Source organism: Rossellomorea vietnamensis NBRC 101237, assembly GCF_001591825.1.
In the GTDB taxonomy this organism is placed as follows: domain Bacteria; phylum Bacillota; class Bacilli; order Bacillales; family Bacillaceae_B; genus Rossellomorea; species Rossellomorea vietnamensis.
The window spans coordinates 1-18,790 of record NZ_BCVQ01000062.1 but is presented as its reverse complement, the minus strand read 5'-3'; the positions used below and the strand labels follow the sequence as shown (position 1 = coordinate 18,790).

The following is an 18,790-nucleotide window of genomic DNA, read 5'->3' as shown; positions in this document are numbered from 1 at the left end:
ATGAACAGGGAGACCCGAATCAGGGTCTCCCTGTTAAATGAGCATCCCTATTTACCTTTCTAATGTGGCATCCTCCATATCCTCGACCAAACCATTCTGAAGAAGATACATTTTATGATAAATCCCTTTTTGATGAAGTAACTCCTGATGGCTGCCACGCTCTACTATTTCCCCTTGCTGCAATACCAGGATGAGATCCGCATCCTGTATGGTTGAAAGCCTATGAGCGATGGCAATGGTTGTTCTGCCTTTTCTCATTCTCCTAAGGGCATTTTGGATCTGTTCTTCCGTTTCTGTATCGATATTAGCAGTTGCTTCATCGAGGACAAGGATCTTCGGTTTGGTCGCCATCGTCCGGGCGAATGCAATCAATTGGCGCTGTCCACTTGATAGTGTCGAACCCCTTTCTACCACAGGATGAGCATACCCGCCAGGAAGTTTCTCAATAAACGTATTCGCCTGTACAAATTCAGCTGCTTCTTCCACCTCCTTATCAGACATTCCCTCGTCATGAAGCTTAATATTTCCCTTTATATCCCCATAGAATAGGAATGGATCCTGAAGGACCAATCCCATCTTTTGCCTAAGTTCTGCCATTGGATACATTTTGATGCTTCTTCCATCTACTAAAATGTCACCCTGGTCGAATTCATAGAATCTCATAAGTAAATTGATGATTGAGCTCTTTCCGCTTCCTGTATGCCCGACAAGTGCGACGGTTTCTCCAGGCTTTGCGGAAAAAGAGATTTTCTTAAGGACATCATTCTCCCCATCATAAGAAAATGACACATTGTCAAAGGTAATTTCCCCTTTCCCGATCGTTTCACTTTTTCCGTTTTCTATGGTTTGTCCCGGGGACAGCTCTCCTTCATCCAACAGCTTGAATACGCGTGAAGATGCTATGATCGCTTGTTGAAACATAGATAATCTCATCATGATTTGATTGACTGGTTCAAAAAAACGGTCCAAATAATTAATAAATGCATACAGCACACCAATTTCAATCGGCTGAGTGAATGAGGTTATTCCGAAATAGCTCAATACTACAATTAAGGCAGCAACATATACAAGATCGATTGCCGGTCTCAATAATAACCCATCCACCTTAATATTCTTCATGCCAGCCCAATAGTGTTTTTCATTAATATCACCGAACTCAAGTCTTAGTCTTTTTTCCTGCCTGAATACTTGGATGATTGACATTCCCTGCAGCGATTCACTTATCTTGGCATTCAGTTGACTCAATCTTTCACGCATGTCCTGGTAGAAGATGGAGCTATATGCACGATACATTTTCATAATGATAAAAATGACAGGGAGTATGAATAGGCAAAAGAAGGCTAATTTGGTATTCAGGACAAACATGGCAATGAAGATCCCCGTTAACAGAAATACCCCTTGAATGAATGATACCAATACACTTACGAACATATCCTTAATCGCTTCCGTATCATTCGTTACCCGGGAGACCACCCCTCCGGCAGGGGTATGATCAAAGTACCTCATTCCAAGCCCTTGAACCTTCGTAAACACATCCACCCTCAATTGTTGAATGATCCTGAGGGCGATTTCCTGAAACTTCAGTAACTGAAAATAGGAAATCAATACATTCCCAATCTGAATCAATATATATGCGGCAGCCAAACCGGCAAGTGGACCATACGGAAACACCCTGGGAGTTAAATAATCATCAATGAAGATCTTGATGATGATCGGTCCAAAGACGTCTCCAACGGTTGTGAGAAGCAATAAAGAAAAAGCGGCCATTAACGACCTTTTGTAAGGCTTTGTATATCCCATGAGGCGGTAAAAGATCTTCCGCTGCTCTTTAGGTGTTATAGTCTGTATACGGTCCATTTCTTACCCTCCCCGTTCTACAAGTTCTTCCAACTGTTGCCTGAGATACATTTCTCTGTACCTGCCTTTATTTTTCATCAAGTGAAAGTGCGTGCCTTTCTCGACGAGCTTTCCTTCTTCAAGGACTATGATCAGGTCAGCATGTTGAATCGCACTTAGCCGATGTGAAGTGATCACCGTTGTCCTCCCTGCTCGATTCTGCTTCAGGGAAGTCAGGATCGATTCTTCTGTACTGGCATCTACGGCTGACAGGGAATCATCCAGGATAAGTACTTCAGGATCCGTTAAGAGAGCCCTTGCAATCGATATCCTCTGCTTCTGACCACCCGACAAAGAAACTCCTCTTTCCCCGACGACTGTGGCATAGCCTAATGGGAATCCGCTGATATCATCATGGATGTGAGCAAGTAATGCTGCCTCCTCCACCTTTTCCCTTGAAGATAGTGGATTTACGAACGCAATATTTTCAAAAATCGTGGCAGAAAATAGGAAGTGATCCTGAGGCACGTATCCGATGGATTCACGCAAATGATTTAAATTATACTCCTGAATCAAACTCCCTCCAAATTCCACCTTCCCCTTATACCCTTCAAATTCCCTCAGGAGAAGTTTGAGAAGAGTTGTCTTTCCGGCACCCGTTTTTCCAACGATTCCGATGGTTTGACCTTTTTTCATGGTAAACTGAACATCTTCCAGGGCAGGCATCTCTTCATCGGGATATGAAAAAGAAGAAATCTGGAATTCAATATCTCCTGTCGGGGAGTGCTCCAATTCCCCAGCATCCTCTATATCTATCTTTTCATTCAATAACCCTGCCACGCGATCATAAGAAGCACGGCCCCTCTCCACAATGTTAAATAGCCACCCGAATGCAAGCATCGGCCAGATTAAGAGTCCGAGATATGTGGTGAAGGAAATCAAGTCTCCAATCGTCAGCTCCCCTTCTATGACATACTTTGAACCGAACACTATCGATAAAAAGAAGGAGGTGCCGACAATGATCGAGATGGTGGGGTCAAATAACGAGTCCACTCTTGCAACAGAAATATTCTTCTGAACCACTTCTTCCGATTGTTTCCTGAACGACTCTATATCCTCTTTCTCCTGCCCAAAGGTTTTCAGGACTTTCATTCCCGCTACACTTTCCTGCGTCTTATCATTCAGAGCCGAAAATGCTTCTTGAGCTTTATGAAAGCGTTTATGTAGTAATGTTCCATAATAACTAGTCAAAACCGCCATGAACGGCATCGGAATCAGTGCAATAAGGGTCAGCTTCCAGCTGATTGTAAACGCCATGGCCGCAACGACAAATCCTCCAGTTGACAGGGAATCAACAAAAGTCAATACCCCTACTCCCGCAGTCTGTTGAACCGCTTGAATGTCATTTGTTGCGTGAGCCATCAAATCCCCGATCCGCTTCTTTTGATAGAAAGCCGGGGACATTTTGGTGAAGTGATGATAAAGTTCGTCCCTCAGCAACCTGGAAAGCTTGGTGGCCGAACCGAAAATCATGATTCTCCATACAAAACGGAGACCATACATGGCTAGAGCGGTGAATATCAGGATCAGGATCCATTTCAACATATCTTCTGTGGTCAACGAATGTGCCTTTATACGGTCGACCACGATCCCTACAATCTTAGGTGGAATCAATTGCAGGAACGCCACTAATAATAGAAGGATGGTTCCTGTTATATATGACTTTTTCTCCTGAAGAAAAAACCATTTCAAATCATAAAAGACTTTCATACTGTCTCCCCCGCCTCATGATTAAATCGACTCTTTATTTTACCAAATTTCATAATAATGAGAAATCTTTTTTCAGAAAACATTTCAAGGGACTATACGAAAGAGCCTCCCTAATTAGATAAGGGAGGCTCTTTCGTAAAGAAATATACTAATGTATTTGTACAAATGGTTCCTGGTCCACTTCTTTGACGATGGTGGCTTTAAGGCCTTTAGGGGTTTTTACATAAAGGTAAACCGGTGTGTGTGGGAAGTAATCGACGATTTCAGGACCAATCGCCTGTGCAAACCCTATTAATTCGGTTTCTTTCACCATTCCTGTATGTACATCGATGACCAGTTTATTTAGCGTTTCCTTCTGATACAATCCTTTACCGACAAACTCAATATCCTGATGAGAGAAATACTTTGATACATAATCTTCCAGATCCCGGATTCGGTTATATAAATCGCGGTCTTTCTCTTCGCCTTCATCACTCGGGAAGTAATAATATTTGTCGGAAACATCGTCCCACTTTTTGACTTTCCTATCGTTCTCATCTAAATAGGTCGTGGCAATATAGTTTCCAGGAACAACACTGTTTAAAGGTTGTAGTTTGAAAATTGAAATCATGATGGGTACATTTTTCAATTCTTTGTTTGCCCGTACACGACTGGCGACTGTATCGGCTACCTTCTTTCCGTATTCTTCCATCATCTTCTCGTTAATATTGGCTTCGTCAAAATGCATCAGCTTCTTATCATCTTCCACCCTGATATAATCGATGGAATTCATCGCAAGGCCAAGGGAAATCCCCTTGATTTTCCCTTCTGAATCCACATAATTCTGCTCATGAATATAAGCAAGGTACATTGGATTTTTCTTTTCCATCTCTATCTGCTGTTCCCATGTCATATCATCGGTGATCTTCAATTCAGGGTTAAGGCCCGCCTTATTGGTTTTAGACTTTCTCCCTAACCATGAGTTTAAATTCTTTAAATACTGACCTTCCTGGTAGACATATTTTTCAGGGGAAAAATGTTCGGTGGATAAAGACATAAGGCCCGTCTCAATTTCATCCATATCACTGCGGTTGTTGATCGTCATTGTAATCAGGCCGCGATTGACCGATTTTTTTTCTTTGTTTACTTTATAGTTTAAATATTCACGTGCATCGCTTGCTGCACTATTTTGAATTTCAAGCGTTTCATCATCTATCACTTCTTGAGGCTTATTGCTGCATCCGGCAATAAGAATCAAAAGGGACAGAGATACAATCATCCATTTTTTCATATGACTCCCTCCGGACTATATTTTATCATACATTACATTTCAATCCGCCTGATAATCTTTAAGTTTTTATGAATTCACGAAAATAATCCCATTATCCTACCTGATCTTTAATCCTTCTCTACACTCCATGAGATCAGGATGCCCGAACAATAGAAAAAGCACTCATCACCTGAGTGCTTCCATCTATTACTTCATGTTCTTATTCATTGCATTCATCATTTGATTGATTTTCTTCTGGGATGGTTTTTGTCCCATTTGCATCATCATCATGCGTAACATTTGCTCGTTAATTGGTGGATTTTTCTTTAGGTAGCTCATCATGTATTTACGAGCAATGAAAAATCCTAGTGCAACTCCGGCAAGTAATGCCAGAACTCCTACTAGAATAAGTAATCCAGTCGTTCCCATACTCTTACTTCCTCCTTCATGTTGTCCTTTTAAAAGTGTACTAAACCCTGAAACATTATACAATATTTTGGTCAAAATTTCATATTAATATATAAACTTTCTTTGTTTTATCGGTTTTAACCAGCCAAAACGTTCATTTTTGATATCCATTGCCAGTAGCTGGCCCATATTCCTCCGTAGTATTTCAAAAAAGATATATTCAGATTCATCGTGCCCCCAGGCATTCAAAGACATCGACTTTTCATTCAAGACGAGTGTCGCACCTGATTCTTCTCTTTCGATTGTCGCAACGGAGTTTATCCAGGCTGCCCCTTCAACCTTCGTAATTTCGTGTTGAAGGAGTCTTTGGGTAGGAAGGTATGGAATCGGTTTGGTAATGTAATCTACTTGTTTCGAGACGATATCGTGAAGATCACCTGTACTCGCTTCCCAATCAGAAAACAATTGATAGAACATTCTTTCACGACCATAGTAATGTTGAACAAACAACTCTTCAATCCAATAGATTTGATAATTTCGCACCTTTACTCCCTCCTACCTTTCTTTCATATAGTATAAATCAACTAGAAGGGAGTCATTGTCATAAATTGTTGAAAATCTGCACTAGTTTTGTCGAACCTATTCTATCTCCCCTGAATGTTAAGGGATGTATCGTAGGATTTATACATTACTTGTTCTATACCCAATCTCTTCCACCTTTAGTCCTATTGTACTTACCCAAAAGAAAAAGGCCAACTCCTTAGAGAGTGTAAGGAGCCGACCTTTTCCATTCACGATTATTGAAGTAAAGCTTTGATTCTAGATACTACATTTTCAGAAGTGAAGCCATATTCTTCCATCACTTTGGCTCCTGGGGCAGATGCACCATAACCATTGATCGCCAGGATGTCACCTTCATCGCCAACGTAGCGATCCCAGCCCATTGGAGATCCCATTTCGATAGCCAGGCGTTTTTTCACGCTCTTAGGCAGGATGGATTCTTTGTATTCTTTTGATTGCTTTTCGAAACGATCCCAAGAAGGCATGCTCACAACTGAAACACTGATACCGTCTTTTTCAAGGGCATTTTGCGCTTCTACCGCAAGATGTACTTCAGAACCAGTTGCAATCAACAGGGCATCAGGCTGTTCTTTACCTGAAGCAGAGACAACATAAGCACCTTTGTTTACCCCGTTGTAGGCCTTATCAGCCGTACCTTTAAGCGTTGGAAGGTCCTGACGGGACAGAACAAGCATCGTAGGCTGATCTTTCGATTCTAACGATAACCTCCAGGCTGCAGCCACTTCATTACCGTCACCAGGGCGAATCACTGACAGGTTAGGCATGGCACGAAGGGATGCAAGCTGTTCAACAGGTTCATGGGTAGGTCCATCTTCTCCCACAGCGATACTATCGTGTGTGAACACATAGGTCACAGGTAACCCCATTAGAGCCGCCAAACGGATAGCAGGTCTTAGATAGTCACTGAATACGAAGAATGTTCCACCGAATACATGAAGCCCTCCGTGTAGAGCCATACCATTCATGGCACCACCCATACCGAATTCACGGACTCCGAACCAGATATTTCTGCCTTCATAGGATTCAGGCATGAAATCTTTCTCATCTTTGATCATCGTTTTGTTGGAACCGGCAAGGTCAGCGGAACCACCGATGAATGAAGGAAGATTTTGGGCAATGGCGTTTAACACTTCCCCGGAAGAAGCTCGGCTTGCCAATGCTTTTCCTTCTTCATATACCGGGATGTCCTTATCCCATCCTTGCGGTAGTTCACCTTTGATTGCCGCTTCTAATTGAGTGGCCAGTTCAGGGTGTTCCTCTTTGTATTTAATGAATTGGTTGGCCCAATCCTGTTCTTTCTCAGATCCAGCTTGTTGGATTTTTTCCTCAAAGCGGCTGTAAACCTCATCAGGCACGTGGAAATCCTGATCGAATGTCCACTTGTAGGCTTCTTTGGTAAGCTTCATTTCATCCTCACCCAGAGGTGCACCATGAACGGCAGATTTACCTGATTTATTCGGGGCTCCGTAACCAATGACGGTCTTGACCTCAATCATTGTCGGGCGGGTTGTGTCTCCCTGACCTTCTTCGATCGCCTTTGAAATTTCGTCAAGATCATTTCCATCTTCAACACGGATATACTGCCATCCGTATGATTCAAATCGTCCCTTAACACTCTCAGAGAAGGACTTATCCAAGTCTCCGTCAAGTGAAATATCATTGGAATCATAAAGAACAACAAGGCGTCCTAATTTTAAATGTGCAGCCAATGAAGCAGCTTCAGATGAAACACCTTCCATTAAGTCACCATCTCCACAAATGGAGTATGTAAAGTGATCGACCATATTATATTGGTCTTTGTTATATGTAGTGGCCAAATGTCTTTCAGCTAATGCCATACCAACTGCCATAGCAATCCCCTGTCCAAGCGGACCAGTTGTTGCTTCTACACCAGGAGTGTGTTTGTACTCTGGATGTCCTGGGGTCTTACTTCCCCATTGGCGGAAATTTTTAAGATCTTCCATTGAAACATCGTACCCAGAAAGATGAAGTAGGCTGTATAACAGCATCGAACCGTGTCCCGCAGATAAGACAAAACGGTCGCGGTTGAACCATTCTGGATTTTTAGGGTTATGATTCATGAATCTTGTCCAAAGTGCATACGCCATTGGAGCTGCACCCATAGGCATTCCCGGGTGCCCGGAACCTGCTTTTTCAATCGCATCGATTGATAATGTACGAATTGTATTAATTGCTAATTGATCTGTGTTATCAAACATATGTCAGACATCCTTCCTTTTAATGTACCTTATTAATATTAATCTTCTTTGATAGTTTATACAACTATCTTGAATGATAACATGACTTTATGATCGTTGAAAATAAAAAAACCTTTAAATATCATAAGGGAGTTAAATGAATCAAAAAACTTCCAGGACCTTTCAAAGTTGGCCAGGAAGTTTTTTGATTAATGCATTTTTTTCTTAGTCTGTATATCTTGGATCTTTTTAGGTGTTACTTCATTTCCTTCCGGATCAAAGATTCGTGTATTTTCAATTGTTCCCTTCATCGATTGACGGAACGTTTCTAGATATTCTTTTCTAAGTTTAGTCTGTTCTTTCGCTTCCTGCTCAGTGAGTCCACTACTTTTGGACTTTTTGGCAAGTTCGTTGATTCTATTCATTTTTGATTTTGAAAGCATCTATAAAAACTCCTTTATTGCATAGTTTGCAAACTCTAAAACATTCTAGAAGCAGTGTATCACACTACCGTCATGTTACTAGAATAAAGGAGATAAAACAAGGGTTATGCATGATCACGGGACGTCATATATTCCTTGAAGCGTCTATGTACCGTAGCTTTGGATACATCGTATCCGAATCCCCTGAGAGTAGCTGCAATCTCAGCGAAGGTTAATTCATTTTTCCTTAATCGCACGATTTCCTCGACCGGGACTTCAATGCGTTCCCTTCCTTCAACATTTCCTTTGTTTTTTAAATTTTTATGAGGCTGAAAGCCATTTTCCACAGCACGCTTCATGCCCCGCTTGATTTTAAGGTTATGAAGCTTGCGTTGATATTCCTCCACCATGCTGACAATGTTGATGACCATAGAATCGGATTCGGATAAGTGTAATTCACCACTATGAGTCTGACTGATGATCTTCACTTCTTCTTTTAACAGACAGTGGATAAGGGCGATCTTGGCATTTCCCCTGCCGATTCTTGTTTCGTCCTGGATAAGCACTGCCTCGATTGATTTATCCCTGACCAGGTCCAAAAGTTCCAAAACACCTGGACGGTCCAATTCAAAGCCGCTCGCCTGATCCCTGATGACCGCACTTACTTCATAATGATGTTCGTTTGCCAATTTAACCAGTTCTTCTTCCTGCCGCTCCAATGATGTTTCCTGTGTGTTTTTCTTGGTACTTACCCTGCAGTATATGACTGCTTTCATCTTCTATCCCTCTATTCTTCGTTCATGACCAGTTCGAAATCTGATTGAGTTGATATTGTTTGATTTTCAATAGGTAAAACAAGTGATTCACCAGGCTTGATGGCAAAAGAATTCAATTCGTTCTCTTCCCCAACCCAGGCGATAAATTCTTCCACTGTCATAGAATATTCTTCATTATACTGTTTGGCAATAGTCCAAAGAGTATCACCCTCCTCTACTGTGATACTTTGGTAGGAAGGCTGATTAGTCATATTGATTAATAAATAGCAAGCTGCCGTAAGGACTAAAACAAATAATATAATAATGTAAGAGAATCGATTCCAAATATGTGTTAACATAAATATTACCCCCATACGAATGTTTGTTCTGTTTTGTTGATTTCATTGTAATACGAACACTCGTTTGGTGTCAACAAAATTCGAACTTATGTTTGTATCAATAATCGTGACATGCTATAATGGGAACATAAGATCTATAATAGAGGTGCGTGAACATGACAAAATTGTCGAAGAGACAGCAGGACATACTACAATATATTAAAGTTGCAGTCAGAGAAAAAGGGTATCCCCCTTCCGTACGTGAAATCGGGGAAGCCGTCGGTCTTGCTTCCAGTTCCACTGTACACGGACATTTAGCGAGGCTTGAAAGTAAAGGTCTGATCCGTCGTGATCCGACTAAACCGAGAGCGATCGAAATTCTGGACCTTGAAGAAGATACGATTCCGCGACAACGTGTAGTAAACGTTCCTTTAATCGGTAAAGTTACAGCAGGTCAACCGATTACGGCTGTTGAAAATGTGGAAGAATTTTTCCCATTGCCCGAGCGGATGGCCCCTTCGGATGAGCAGGTCTTCATGCTTGAAATCATGGGTGACAGTATGATCGAAGCCGGCATATTGGATGGGGATTTTGTCATTGTTCGCCAGCAGCAGACAGCGAACAACGGAGATATCGTCGTTGCCATGACCGATGAAGATGAAGCAACGGTAAAACGTTTCTTTAAAGAAAAGGATTATGTACGTCTGCAGCCAGAGAACTCAACAATGGAACCAATCATTTTGCGAAACGTCTCCATTTTGGGTAAAGTGGTAGGGGTGTATCGTCAAGTTCACTGATAATAGCATCGGTATGCATGGATAAGACGGTTATCATTATAATGAAAAAGCCTGAGGTTGGAAGCCGAAATTTCCATCCTCAGGCTTTTTTCATATCGTTTCCTTCCCAGATTCCCTTCTCAACCCGGACTTCGTGCAAAAAACCCTCAACGATATATCGTTGAGGGTTTCTGGTCATTAATACATTTGAATGTACTGTTCACGCTCCCAAGGGTGTACTTGTGTACGGAACATATCCCACTCGATTTCCTTCGCTTCCACGAAGTGTTCGAATATATGTTCGCCAAGGGACTTAACAATGACTTCATTTGTTTTTAATGTTTCAAGAGCCGCATGTAATGTTGCAGGAAGATCCACGATACCTGCTTCTTCACGCTCTTTTTTGTCCATTACATAGATGTTGCGGTCAATCGGCTTAGGAGCCGGTAGGTTATTCTTGATTCCATCTAATCCTGCCGCAAGTAATACAGCCATAGCAAGGTAAGGGTTTGCTGCAGGGTCGACACTTCGGACCTCAACGCGTGTACTTAACCCACGGGAAGCCGGGATACGGATTAACGGGCTACGGTTTCGTGCAGACCAGGCAACATAACAAGGTGCTTCGTATCCTGGAACTAAACGCTTGTATGAGTTGACAGTCGGGTTCGTGATAGCTGTAAAAGCAGTGGCATGCTTAATGATACCAGCAAGGAATTGACGGGCAGTATCACTTAATTGCAAGTCACCTTTTTCATCAAAGAAAGAGTTCACTCCATTTTTGAACAGGGACATATTACAGTGCATTCCTGAACCATTTACACCGAATAATGGTTTCGGCATGAATGTAGCGTGCAAACCGTGTTTACGGGCAATCGTTTTAACTACCAGTTTGAATGTCTGAATATCATCACAAGCTTTTAATGCATTTGCATATTTGAAATCGATCTCATGTTGTCCAGGAGCTACTTCATGGTGAGATGCTTCAATTTCAAAGCCCATTTCTTCAAGTTCTAAAGCGATATCACGACGGCAGTTCTCCCCTAAATCGGTAGGGGCGAGGTCGAAATAGCCACCGTTATCATTTAATTCCAACGTTGGTTCGCCATTTACATCTAATTTAAAGAGGAAGAATTCCGGCTCTGGCCCAAGATTGAAGTCAGTGAACCCAAGTTCCTCCATTTCACCTAAAATGCGTTTTAGGTTATTACGGGGATCTCCCTCAAACGGAGTGCCATCCGGATTGTAAATATCACAGATCAGACGGGCTACCTTCCCTTTTTCAGCTGTCCAAGGGAAAACCAACCATGTGTCTAAATCAGGGAAAAGATACATATCCGATTCTTCGATACGGACAAATCCTTCAATGGAAGAACCATCAAACATCATTTTGTTATCTAAAGCTTTTTCAAGCTGACTTAGAGGGATTTCTACGTTCTTGATCGTCCCTAAAATGTCGGTGAATTGTAGTCGAATGAACTTAACTCCCTCTTCATTCGCTAATCTTAACACATCATCTCTAGTATACTTTGCCATTTACGTAATTCCTCCTCAAGTTTATTAAAGGGTTTATTTAATGAAAGAAGCGGGACATATCTCCTTGACGCAGAGATGATCGATTGAACCGACCGGAATGGATCAATTCATTGCGAAGTAATTTACGCAGCTCGTCGTCAGATAGATCCTGTCTTGCTTTTTCTTCCTTTTCATTACTTACGTCAGATACGACTTTGCTTTCATTATGGCCGGACACAGAAAAGATTTTCTTAATCCCTGCCATGTTGATACCTTGATCTAACAGATCCTTTACTTCTAATAACTTATCAATGTCATTCAAGGAAAAGAGCCGACGATTCCCCTCGGTCCTTGCCGGGTTTATCAGTTGATGCTCTTCATAGTATCGAATCTGACGAGCCGTTAAGTCCGTGAGCTGCATGACAATACTGATTGGAAATAATGCCATCGTTCGACGAATTTCACTTCCGCTCATCTTGATTCCTCCTTTTATTTTCCTTCTTGAATTCATTATATGTAATGTCAGGAGTTCTGTCAATCAAATGTTAGATTTTCTTACATAAGTAATCAAAAGAATTGGATAGTCCACTTTAGACTATCCAATTACTCCTTTAATATCCTTTTTATATGGTGATTAAACCTTTTTCAATTAAGTTGTCCACCGCTGAGCAAACGGCGATTTTCACATGGGAGTATGTCAACCCGCCTTGAACATAAGCTATATAAGGTGGTCTTATAGGTCCATCCGCCGATAGTTCGATGCTTGCTCCCTGAATGAACGTACCCGCGGCCATGATGACATCGTCCTCATAGCCCGGCATATAGTTCGGATACGGTGTGAAATGAGAATTGATCGGTGAGGCTGATTGGATTGCCTGACAGAAAGCGATCATCTTTTCCCTGTCATCAAATTGCACCGATTGTATTAAGTCCGTGCGCCTGGCATGAGGCGAAGGGTCTGTGTTCATGCCAAGCCCGGTCAGTAGTGCAGACGTGAAAACCGCTCCCTTTAATGATTGTGCGACCACATGAGGCGCCAAAAAGAATCCTTGATACATATCTTGAAGGCTGTAGAGAGATGCCCCTGCCTCCGCTCCGATTCCCGGCGAGGTCATCCTGAAGGAACATGCTTCTACATATTCTTTCTTTCCGACGATATATCCACCTGTTTTCGCAAGGCCACCACCAGGATTTTTAATAAGGGAGCCCGCCATTAGATCCGCCCCGACGTGACAGGGTTCTTTCACTTCGACAAATTCCCCGTAGCAGTTATCTACGAATACAACAATTCCTGGATCAATTTCTTTAATGAAATCAATCATTTCCTTTATTTCTTCAATTGTAAAGGATGGGCGGTTGGCATACCCTTTTGATCGCTGGATCCCAACCATCTTTGTCTTTGTAGTAATGGTCGTTGCCACCTTTTCAAAATCGACTTTTCCAGACTCATCTAAATCAACGCTCTGATAGTCGATATGGAAGTCTTTGAGTGAACCTGTACCCTTCCCTCGGCTTCCTACAATTTCTTCTAATGTATCATATGGTTTCCCTGTTATGTACACCAGTTCATCTCCCGGCCGGAGTATACCGAACAAAGCGATGGAGATGGCATGGGTACCAGAAATGATCTGAGGTCGCACAAGCCCTGCCTCACCTCCAAACACGTCTGCGTATATGTTTTCCAGGGTGTCCCTTCCTGTATCGTCATAGCCATATCCTGTGGAAGGGATGAAGTGAGAATCGCTTACCCGGTGCTTCTGAAACGCTCTCAAAACGTTGAACTGGTTGCTTTCAGACCGTTCATCGATTTTTTTATGTATGTCTTTGATCTCTGCTTCCACTTTCGTCACAAGTGATTGTAATGCCGTTCCATTTACTAATTGTTCAAACATTTGGTGTTGTTTCCCTTCTACTTTTGAAATTTCTTGATGCTTCCTGCTATCGGATGATCTTCAAGGTGAAATCCGGTCATTTCATATACTTGACTCGCTTCTTGGAATTCCAATTTTCTCAAGATGGTTTCACTCTTTAATTGGGATAGCAGCTTCCCTTCATTCACAGGGATAAGTACATGATAAGGTATCATTTGATTCTTTACGATTTCTTCTATCTTAATCAGCAGCTTCCCTCGGTCTTCTTCGTTCAAGGCACTTATGAGGATGGTGTCTGATTCACTGTCGGGAACAAATTCGGGATCCATCGCATCCCGCTTGTTGTATACCGTTAGCTGCTGCAGTCCATCCATTTCCAGGTCTTTCAATAAGGATTGCACTGTCTTTTCGTGCTGACTGTAGTCAGGATTTGAACTATCCACAATATGAAGAAGGAGATCTGCCTCCTTTACTTCTTCAAGGGTAGATCGAAATGCCGCAACCAATGTGGTCGGTAAATCTTGAATGAACCCTACGGTATCTGTCAGTAACGTGGAATATCCACTTGGCAAAGGCATTTTCCTCGTCATCGGATCCAAGGTAGCAAATAATTGATTTTCTTCATAGGAATCAGCCATTGAAATCCGATTGAACAACGTGGATTTTCCAGCGTTTGTATATCCAACGAGTGCAATCTGGAAAGCTTTGTTCCGTTTCCTTCTCCCGCGGTACCTTTCTCTATGATCAACTATGGTTTGTAATTGCTTCTTAATATCGTCAATCCTCTTATGGATGTGTCGACGATCACTTTCGAGCTTCGTTTCACCTGGCCCCCTGGTGCCTATCCCGCCGCCCAGCCTTGAGAGGGACGCCCCCTGCCCGATGAGTCTCGGCAGCAAGTACTGAAGCTGTGCAAGTTCTACTTGTAATTTCCCTTCTCTTGAGCGGGCACGCTGTGCAAAAATGTCCAATATCAGTTGTGTCCGGTCAATCACCCTGCCGTTTAGTTCCTTTGATAAGTTCCGAATCTGACTGGGGGATAGTTCATCATTAAATATGATGATGCCCGCTTCAAATTGTTCTTCCAACAGGACCAGTTCCTCCAGTTTACCCTTTCCGATATACGTACTTGGATGGACCCTGTCACGCTTTTGAATCAAGGTGGCGGCAACTTTTCCTTGAGCTGTTGCTGTCAGCTCCTCAAGTTCCATTAAACTATACTGAAAACGCAGGTCATCATCGTCCAGTTGACATCCTACCAGAATGACTTTTTCTAGATTTTCATTCTTCAAAAAACAACCTTCTTTCTTTCCGTTTCATTCTATTTTCCATCATATCAAATCCGCATCGTAATCTCTATGTAAAAAGCAATGAAAAATGGTTGCAAATAAGCACATACGTGTTAAAATCAGTATGTTTGATTATGACATAACACCACTTCAAGATTCTACATAATGGCATGTAGCATATTGTAATAGGGTGAGGAGGAATGTGTATGACGTGGGAAGTACTGAGTATCATCGGTACCATTGCTTTTGCTATTTCAGGAGCTATCATTGCCATGGAAGAGGAATATGATATCCTCGGTGTTTATATATTAGGGATTGTCACGGCATTCGGTGGAGGCGCCATCCGGAATTTACTGATTGGTGTTCCCGTTTCCGCTTTATGGGAGCAGGGAATGTTGTTTCAGATTGCCCTTCTCTCGATTACAGCGGTCTTTCTGTTCCCCAATAACCTATTAAAACATTGGAGGAAGTGGGGGAATTTCTTTGACGCGATCGGTTTATCGGCTTTTGCTATTCAGGGGGCGTTATATGCTTCTGAAATGAACCACCCCATCAGTGCAATCATCGTGGCTGCCGTTTTAACCGGTAGTGGTGGTGGAATGATCCGTGACCTTCTGGCTGGACGGAAACCTTTAGTCCTCAGATCGGAAATATATGCGGTTTGGGCAGTTTTATGTGGAGCTGCGATTGGACTTGGTATAGTCAATTCAGCGTTAGAGCTATATACCCTTTTCATCATTACAACCGCTTTACGGGTGCTCTCCTACCTATATAAATGGAGGTTACCGAATAGAAGTTTACGGGCTCATGTTTAATCATAAAAATGCATTCACAAGTGAATGCATTTTTTTGTTTTTCGATTTACTAAGTATGGTGATCCGACGCTGTTTTAGTAAAGACCAGGTCATTGCTGCGTATGGTTAATAAATCATGTCGATCGTAGCAATTCTCCAACAACAGCCTCATCGCTTGAGATCGTATCGATTTTTCAAGTACATTCCGAACATACCGCCCATTTGAAAACGCCATTGGAGATAATGTGTTTTTCGCTGCACTTAAATGTTCACGGATCTTTCTTTCGGCATCATGACTCAATAAGTATTGCTTTTCATCCAGCATCCTTTTGCCGATTTCCATCAACTGATCTACAGAATAATCAGGGAAATGAAACACAAGGGGAAATCGTGATTGGAGACCCGGATTCAAGGTAAGGAAGTGCTCCATTTCCCTTGAATACCCTGCCAGGATCAGGATAAAATCATGCTGCCTATCTTCCATATGTTTCACAAGGGTATCGATTGCCTCTTTTCCAAAATCCTTTTCTCCACCTCTGCCCAGTGAATATGCCTCATCAATGAATAGGATCCCTCCCAGTGCTTTTTTTACCAAATCCCTTGTTTTCTGTGCCGTATGACCAATATACTCTCCGACCAGGTCAGCCCTCTCTGCCTCGATTAAGTGTCCTTTCGAAAGCACATTCATCTTTAAGAACAGTTTTCCGATGATTCTCGCCACCGTCGTTTTACCAGTGCCCGGATTCCCTTTAAACATCATATGAAGAGCTTGTTTCCCTGCCTTCAGACCCATGGCTTCCCGTTTTTTATTCACATATATCCATGCATAAATTTCTTTCACCATTTTTTTCATTTCTTCCATTCCGACAAGGGAACCAAGTTCTTCTTCAATTTCTTTCAACGCTACATGTTCTTGTGGAAGGGACTGAGGAGCCGAATCTACCGTTTCGCGTACTGAACTTCTTTTTTGTGAATTCAATACTATACTGATTTGACCGTTATTTTTCATTCTCATTGGTTGATCCAAAGATTTCACCTCACCATTCTAAAGACAATATACACATCTAAGATATAAGGGTGATAAACGCCTGTCGTTTTATCTTATTTTTTTCGACAAATAAAAAGAATCCTGTCTATTCCTGCGCTTTCCCGAGAAATAAATAGAATTACGCTGTGAATGCATTTTTCATTTCAGACTTACTTATCTTTGGAAATAAAATTAGATACTCTCCAAAAGCCCCTTGGTGATTAATTTTCAGGGTCGATTTTTTTATTTTTAAAGACATAAGGTAATGAAGATTTAAGCCTCTCTATTATCCTATTCACTTACTGTACATTTCATTAATTATTCTTGCATTCAACAATCGGACCCAATATAAAAAGCTGCCACAAAGGGCAGCTTTCACACGAACATTAATTTTGTTCTTCAAAATTTATTTGAACATTTCGCTGCGGGGCGAATGTTGAAATGGCATGTTTATATACCAGTTGCTGTTTACCTTCTGTTTCAAAAAGGACGGTAAAATTATCAAACCCCTTTACCTGACCGCGAATCTGGAAGCCATTTAAAAGGAATACCGTTACGAGTGAACTGTCTTTTCGCAATTGATTTAGGAATTGATCTTGGATATTAATGGATTGTTTCATGGTTAGTCCTCCTCTTCTATCTCTACATTACTTATTCGACTTTAATTGAAGCTTTCCTGCAATAAATTCTGAAATGTCCTCAATATTTTTGCTGTGCAAACTTTCTTCTGTCATATCGTACCAGGCAACATCCATTTTGTTTCGGAACCAGGTAAGCTGCCGTTTGGCGTACCTTCTGGAGTTTTTCTTAAGGTTCTCTATGGCCGTCTCCAGGCTGACGGTACCTTCGAAGTAGTCATAAAGTTCTTTATATCCTATCGCCTGTACAGATTGAACGCCTCTCAGGCCACCATCATATAACGCTTTCACTTCTTCTAAAAGTCCTTCTTGCATCATCAGGTCTACTCGAAGATTGATTCTCTCATACAGTGTTTCCCTATCCATGGTTAAACCAATTAACGCAACATCATATTGCAGCTCATGGGTTTGGGAGCTTTGATACTCACTCATCGTCTTACCGGTACAATGGAAAATCTCCAATGCACGGATCACACGCCTCGTATTATTAGGATGAATGTTCCCAGCTGAAACCGGGTCCACCTTAACCAGCTTATGATGAAGACGATCTGTTCCATGCTTTTCAAGCTCTGCTTCTAACTTTGCACGATAATGTTCATCGCCTGGTGTTTCTGTGAATTGATAATCATATAGGACTGACTGGATGTAAAGACCCGTTCCACCCACAATCAAGGGAATTTTCCCCCGTGAATGAATGTCGGTTATTTTCTTTCTTACAAGATTTTGAAACTCCGCCACTGAAAAAGAGTCTTCTGGGTTTTTTATATCGATCAAGTGGTGGGGTACGCCTTCCATCTCTTCTTCCCTGATTTTTGCAGTTCCGATGTCCATCTTCTTATAGATTTGCATGGAGTCCCCACTAATGACTTCCCCATCGAATCGTTTTGCAAGGCTTATGCTTGTACTGGTTTTCCCTACAGCAGTCGGACCAATAAGGACAATCACTTTCTCTTTATTCATACTTGTCATACGTTCACTGCTTTCTATGTAACTGTTTCTTTACATATTATCGTACCATAATAATAGAAGGTTTGAAATCACATCTTGTCAGTATTTCCATTTACACCGGTCTTATTCAAAAACAATTTGCCATGGAGTGAATGTACCCTTTACTTACCATCACAAAACGTTCTATTGTAACGAGGAAAAAATAACTGAGGTTGGAATAAAAGTGCTTGGTTAAAGAAAATCCGAACGATTCGAAAACGTTCGGATTCATCATTTGACTGTTTATGTGTAAATTGATACTTATGGAAGTAGCGAGTAGTGCTTGATTTCCGCTCCAGTTGCTCGCTTTCCGCGGGGCTGGCGGTGAGCCTCCTCGG

Annotated in this window: 19 protein-coding genes; 2 read left to right on the top strand and 17 right to left on the bottom strand. The window is 41.8% G+C overall.

The window, feature by feature from the left end; genetic code table 11:
- Positions 1 to 51 precede the first annotated feature (51 nt).
- The 9 genes from BVI01S_RS19940 to yneA all read right to left on the bottom strand — a co-directional run bounded on the left by BVI01S_RS19940 (position 52) and on the right by yneA (position 9,579).
- Positions 52 to 1,857: an ABC transporter ATP-binding protein gene (locus BVI01S_RS19940; RefSeq protein ID WP_034759894.1), complete on the bottom strand. Its 1,806-nt coding sequence runs from the start codon at positions 1,855 to 1,857 to the stop codon at positions 52 to 54.
- Positions 1,858 to 1,860: 3 nt separating this feature from the next.
- On the bottom strand, positions 1,861 to 3,606 hold the full coding sequence (locus BVI01S_RS19935; RefSeq protein WP_061811335.1) for an ABC transporter transmembrane domain-containing protein: 1,746 nt from the start codon (positions 3,604 to 3,606) through the stop codon (positions 1,861 to 1,863).
- A gap of 148 nt (positions 3,607 to 3,754) precedes the next feature.
- Positions 3,755 to 4,876 carry a CamS family sex pheromone protein gene (locus BVI01S_RS19930; protein ID WP_061811334.1) on the bottom strand — a complete coding sequence of 374 codons (1,122 nt, stop codon included), beginning with the start codon at positions 4,874 to 4,876 and terminating at the stop codon, positions 3,755 to 3,757.
- A 186-nt stretch (positions 4,877 to 5,062) separates the two neighbouring features.
- Positions 5,063 to 5,284 carry a YneF family protein gene (locus BVI01S_RS19925; RefSeq protein ID WP_034759902.1) on the bottom strand — a complete coding sequence of 74 codons (222 nt, stop codon included), beginning with the start codon at positions 5,282 to 5,284 and terminating at the stop codon, positions 5,063 to 5,065.
- Between the two features lie 84 nt (positions 5,285 to 5,368).
- The gene (gene sirA / locus BVI01S_RS19920; protein WP_034759904.1) at positions 5,369 to 5,806 is read right to left on the bottom strand and encodes a sporulation inhibitor of replication protein SirA; all 438 of its coding nucleotides are present in this window, start codon (positions 5,804 to 5,806) and stop codon (positions 5,369 to 5,371) included.
- Positions 5,807 to 6,060: 254 nt separating this feature from the next.
- Positions 6,061 to 8,064 (bottom strand): transketolase, encoded by a 2,004-nt coding sequence (tkt, locus tag BVI01S_RS19915; RefSeq protein WP_061811333.1) that lies wholly within the window; start codon positions 8,062 to 8,064, stop codon positions 6,061 to 6,063.
- Between the two features lie 188 nt (positions 8,065 to 8,252).
- On the bottom strand, positions 8,253 to 8,486 hold the full coding sequence (locus tag BVI01S_RS19910) for a DUF896 domain-containing protein (RefSeq protein ID WP_061811332.1): 234 nt from the start codon (positions 8,484 to 8,486) through the stop codon (positions 8,253 to 8,255).
- A 104-nt stretch (positions 8,487 to 8,590) separates the two neighbouring features.
- The gene (locus tag BVI01S_RS19905; protein ID WP_034759910.1) at positions 8,591 to 9,241 is read right to left on the bottom strand and encodes a YneB family resolvase-like protein; all 651 of its coding nucleotides are present in this window, start codon (positions 9,239 to 9,241) and stop codon (positions 8,591 to 8,593) included.
- Between the two features lie 11 nt (positions 9,242 to 9,252).
- Complete coding sequence (gene yneA, locus BVI01S_RS19900) at positions 9,253 to 9,579, bottom strand: cell division suppressor protein YneA (RefSeq protein WP_051758288.1); 327 nt, start codon at positions 9,577 to 9,579, stop codon at positions 9,253 to 9,255.
- A 155-nt stretch (positions 9,580 to 9,734) separates the two neighbouring features.
- Here yneA and lexA point away from each other — a divergent pair, with 155 nt between their 5' ends.
- Positions 9,735 to 10,355, top strand: a complete 621-nt coding sequence (gene lexA / locus BVI01S_RS19895; protein WP_034759911.1) for a transcriptional repressor LexA — start codon at positions 9,735 to 9,737, stop codon at positions 10,353 to 10,355.
- A 177-nt stretch (positions 10,356 to 10,532) separates the two neighbouring features.
- On the opposite strand, the gene glnA is transcribed toward lexA, so the two are convergent.
- The 4 genes from glnA to hflX form a co-directional block, all read right to left on the bottom strand.
- The gene (glnA, locus tag BVI01S_RS19890; RefSeq protein ID WP_034759913.1) at positions 10,533 to 11,867 is read right to left on the bottom strand and encodes a type I glutamate--ammonia ligase; all 1,335 of its coding nucleotides are present in this window, start codon (positions 11,865 to 11,867) and stop codon (positions 10,533 to 10,535) included.
- 37 nt (positions 11,868 to 11,904) lie between these two features.
- The gene (locus BVI01S_RS19885; protein WP_060673272.1) at positions 11,905 to 12,321 is read right to left on the bottom strand and encodes a MerR family transcriptional regulator; all 417 of its coding nucleotides are present in this window, start codon (positions 12,319 to 12,321) and stop codon (positions 11,905 to 11,907) included.
- 148 nt (positions 12,322 to 12,469) lie between these two features.
- Positions 12,470 to 13,738 carry a methionine gamma-lyase family protein gene (locus BVI01S_RS19880; protein ID WP_061811331.1) on the bottom strand — a complete coding sequence of 423 codons (1,269 nt, stop codon included), beginning with the start codon at positions 13,736 to 13,738 and terminating at the stop codon, positions 12,470 to 12,472.
- A gap of 17 nt (positions 13,739 to 13,755) precedes the next feature.
- On the bottom strand, positions 13,756 to 15,009 hold the full coding sequence (gene hflX / locus BVI01S_RS19875; protein WP_061811330.1) for a GTPase HflX: 1,254 nt from the start codon (positions 15,007 to 15,009) through the stop codon (positions 13,756 to 13,758).
- Between the two features lie 203 nt (positions 15,010 to 15,212).
- On the opposite strand from hflX, the gene BVI01S_RS19870 reads away from it, so the two are divergent.
- Positions 15,213 to 15,821, top strand: a complete 609-nt coding sequence (locus BVI01S_RS19870) for a trimeric intracellular cation channel family protein (protein WP_061811329.1) — start codon at positions 15,213 to 15,215, stop codon at positions 15,819 to 15,821.
- Positions 15,822 to 15,870: 49 nt separating this feature from the next.
- On the opposite strand, the gene spoVK is transcribed toward BVI01S_RS19870, so the two are convergent.
- The 4 genes from spoVK to BVI01S_RS22815 all read right to left on the bottom strand — a co-directional run.
- Positions 15,871 to 16,827, bottom strand: a complete 957-nt coding sequence (spoVK, locus tag BVI01S_RS19865; RefSeq protein ID WP_061811328.1) for a stage V sporulation protein K — start codon at positions 16,825 to 16,827, stop codon at positions 15,871 to 15,873.
- 386 nt (positions 16,828 to 17,213) lie between these two features.
- On the bottom strand, positions 17,214 to 17,447 hold the full coding sequence (gene hfq, locus BVI01S_RS19860) for an RNA chaperone Hfq (RefSeq protein WP_034759923.1): 234 nt from the start codon (positions 17,445 to 17,447) through the stop codon (positions 17,214 to 17,216).
- A gap of 27 nt (positions 17,448 to 17,474) precedes the next feature.
- A complete protein-coding gene (gene miaA, locus BVI01S_RS19855; RefSeq protein WP_061811327.1) occupies positions 17,475 to 18,434 on the bottom strand; it encodes a tRNA (adenosine(37)-N6)-dimethylallyltransferase MiaA in 960 nt (319 codons plus the stop codon).
- 140 nt (positions 18,435 to 18,574) lie between these two features.
- Positions 18,575 to 18,790, bottom strand: a 216-nt coding sequence (locus tag BVI01S_RS22815; protein WP_218000683.1) for a hypothetical protein, incomplete at its 5' end; no start/stop codon positions are given.

Bases quoted from the DNA above. Each gene is read 5' to 3' on its own strand.
- BVI01S_RS19940 (WP_034759894.1), bottom strand. From the start codon at position 1,857: ATGGACCGTATACAGACTATAACACCTAAAGAGCAGCGGAAGATCTTT.
- BVI01S_RS19935 (WP_061811335.1), bottom strand. From the start codon at position 3,606: ATGAAAGTCTTTTATGATTTGAAATGGTTTTTTCTTCAGGAGAAAAAG.
- BVI01S_RS19930 (WP_061811334.1), bottom strand. From the start codon at position 4,876: ATGAAAAAATGGATGATTGTATCTCTGTCCCTTTTGATTCTTATTGCC.
- BVI01S_RS19925 (WP_034759902.1), bottom strand. From the start codon at position 5,284: ATGGGAACGACTGGATTACTTATTCTAGTAGGAGTTCTGGCATTACTT.
- tkt (WP_061811333.1), bottom strand. From the start codon at position 8,064: ATGTTTGATAACACAGATCAATTAGCAATTAATACAATTCGTACATTA.
- BVI01S_RS19910 (WP_061811332.1), bottom strand. From the start codon at position 8,486: ATGCTTTCAAAATCAAAAATGAATAGAATCAACGAACTTGCCAAAAAG.
- BVI01S_RS19905 (WP_034759910.1), bottom strand. From the start codon at position 9,241: ATGAAAGCAGTCATATACTGCAGGGTAAGTACCAAGAAAAACACACAG.
- yneA (WP_051758288.1), bottom strand. From the start codon at position 9,579: ATGTTAACACATATTTGGAATCGATTCTCTTACATTATTATATTATTT.
- lexA (WP_034759911.1), top strand. From the start codon at position 9,735: ATGACAAAATTGTCGAAGAGACAGCAGGACATACTACAATATATTAAA.
- glnA (WP_034759913.1), bottom strand. From the start codon at position 11,867: ATGGCAAAGTATACTAGAGATGATGTGTTAAGATTAGCGAATGAAGAG.
- BVI01S_RS19885 (WP_060673272.1), bottom strand. From the start codon at position 12,321: ATGAGCGGAAGTGAAATTCGTCGAACGATGGCATTATTTCCAATCAGT.
- BVI01S_RS19880 (WP_061811331.1), bottom strand. From the start codon at position 13,738: ATGTTTGAACAATTAGTAAATGGAACGGCATTACAATCACTTGTGACG.
- BVI01S_RS19870 (WP_061811329.1), top strand. From the start codon at position 15,213: ATGACGTGGGAAGTACTGAGTATCATCGGTACCATTGCTTTTGCTATT.
- hfq (WP_034759923.1), bottom strand. From the start codon at position 17,447: ATGAAACAATCCATTAATATCCAAGATCAATTCCTAAATCAATTGCGA.
- miaA (WP_061811327.1), bottom strand. From the start codon at position 18,434: ATGACAAGTATGAATAAAGAGAAAGTGATTGTCCTTATTGGTCCGACT.